Source organism: Finegoldia magna (assembly GCF_018371055.1).
GTDB classification, from domain to species: Bacteria; Bacillota; Clostridia; order Tissierellales; family Peptoniphilaceae; genus Finegoldia; species Finegoldia magna_I.
This window is the reverse complement of record NZ_JAGYZD010000273.1, coordinates 1-2072: the sequence shown is the minus strand read 5'-3', so window position 1 is coordinate 2072 and position 2072 is coordinate 1. Positions and strand designations below refer to the sequence as shown.

The 2072-nt window shown below is 36.1% G+C and carries 2 protein-coding genes; one reads left to right on the top strand and one right to left on the bottom strand.

Translation table 11 applies throughout. From position 1 onward, the window contains the following. Positions 1 to 28: 28 nt before the first annotated feature. On the top strand, positions 29 to 1351 hold the full coding sequence (locus tag KHW44_RS08990; RefSeq protein WP_304068664.1) for a Na+/H+ antiporter NhaC family protein: 1323 nt from the start codon (positions 29 to 31) through the stop codon (positions 1349 to 1351). A 103-nt stretch (positions 1352 to 1454) separates the two neighbouring features. Here KHW44_RS08990 and KHW44_RS08985 read toward each other — a convergent pair. Next, a partial coding sequence (locus tag KHW44_RS08985) for a C69 family dipeptidase (protein WP_304068661.1) occupies positions 1455 to 2072 on the bottom strand: 618 nt, incomplete at its 5' end.

Below are 2072 nucleotides of genomic sequence, written 5' to 3'. Positions count from 1 at the left end.
AATTATAAAAGATTAAAGGAGCTAAAAAATGAAACCAAATAAAAAAGCACTTCTTCCACTTGTAGTGTTCGTGCTATTCTATGTATTATCAGGTGTAGTACTTTCACTTCGTGGAGTAGAAATGCCATTCTATCAAATTCCTTCACCTATTTCTATAATGATTGGTGTTGTTGTAGCATTCATTATTTTTGAAGGAACTATCAACGAAAAAGCCGACGATTTCGTAAAAGGTTGCGGCGATGAAAACATAATAATCATGTGTATTATTTACTTATTAGCTGGAGCATTTGCTCAAGTTACTAAAGCAAGTGGCGCTGTAGAATCTGTTGTAAACTTCAGTTTATCTATCGTTCCTGTAAACTTCTTGGTACCGGGAATTTTCTTGATTTCTACATTCTTGTCAATTGCAACTGGTTCATCTGTAGGATCAGTAGTAGCATTGGGACCTATCGTTTTTGGTGTTGCAGAAAAAGTAGGAATCAATCCAGCACTTATGCTTGCAGCTTTGATTTGTGGAGCAATGGCTGGAGATAACTTGTCATTGATTTCAGATACAACAATCGCAGCTACAAGAACTCAAAACATAGGAATGAAACAAAAATTCGTAATGAACTCAAGATTTGCCTTCCCAGCAATAATAATTTCTACAATTATTTTCGCAATCATTGGAAGACCAGAAACAACTATTACAATGGTTAAAGAAAGCTACAACTTGGTTTATGTAATACCTTATATATTAGTAATCGTAACAGCATTAATGGGAATGAACGTATTACTAGTATTATTTTCTGGTACATTACTAGCCGGAATAATCGGTATGATTTACGGAAAATTTGACACAATTATGTTGTCACAAACAATTTTTCAAGGATTTACAGGAGTATTAGAAATCTTCTTATTATCAATGTTCACTGGTGGTCTTGCTTACATGGTTAGAAAACACGGTGGTATTGATTGGATAATAATGAAAGTTAAGAAGAAAGTTAAAGGACAAAAAAGTGCTGAAGCTGCAATCGCAGCATTAGTTGGACTTACAAACGTAGCCGTAGCAAACAACACAGTATCTATTTTGATAACTGGACAAGTTGCATCTGAACTTACAAAAGAATACGATGTAAAACCATCACGTGTTGCATCACTTTTGGACACAACAAGCTGCGTTATCCAAGGAATTATCCCTTACGGAGCACAAATCTTAATAGCTTCTGGACTTACTGCAGGAAAAGTTGCACCAACTGATATCATTCCATTCTTAGTTAACCAATACGTATTGTTAGCCTTTATGATTCTAACAATCATCACAAGATTTGGAACAAATTCAGACCCTGCCACAGAAGTTGCAGATGATTAATAGCAAACAAAAACACCTCTCATGAGGTGTTTTTTTATTGTCATTTAGAATTTCTTATGTAGAAAAATCGGGTCTGATTATCAAACCCGATTTTAGTTAAATATTAGTTGTCACTTCTTGCGAATCCGTTTTTCATTTCGCAGCTTGCTGTGAATAAAACGTCGTGAAGTAATTTGTCTGTTTTTTCTTTTAAGAAATCTGCCATTTCTTGGTTTGCTTTTTCAAGTAATTCGTGGGCGTTTGCTGAGTTTTTAGCAAATTCTTCGTCGTATTTGTTGATGATTTCGTTGGATTTTGATTGAACTGCTCCTTGGTATCTTTCGATGAAGATTGCTGTTTTGTTGAAGTGAGCATCGCAAAGTGCTGCTATGATTCTGTTAGCCCAGTAGAAGTTTTCTGATGTTGCTTTTACTACTTGGTCTGCTACATAGCTTGGTGTTGTTTCTACATTTGCGTAGAATGCAACGGCTGCGTTGAATGCGTTGCTACCGAATGACAACCATTGAATTGCTCTGATTTCTTCTGGAGCGTAAGGTCTTATTTGTGTAAAATGAGTTACATTGTCACGGCTAATTCCTAATGGACGATACATTCCGCGGTAGTTTGGATCTCCGTGTTTTGCGTAGCAATCGTAAGGTGTTCCTTCGTAGTGGCTGGACAATATTGTCTTCATATCTTCAACTGTGATTTTTCTTTCTGGTACCATTGCCCATGGCAAATC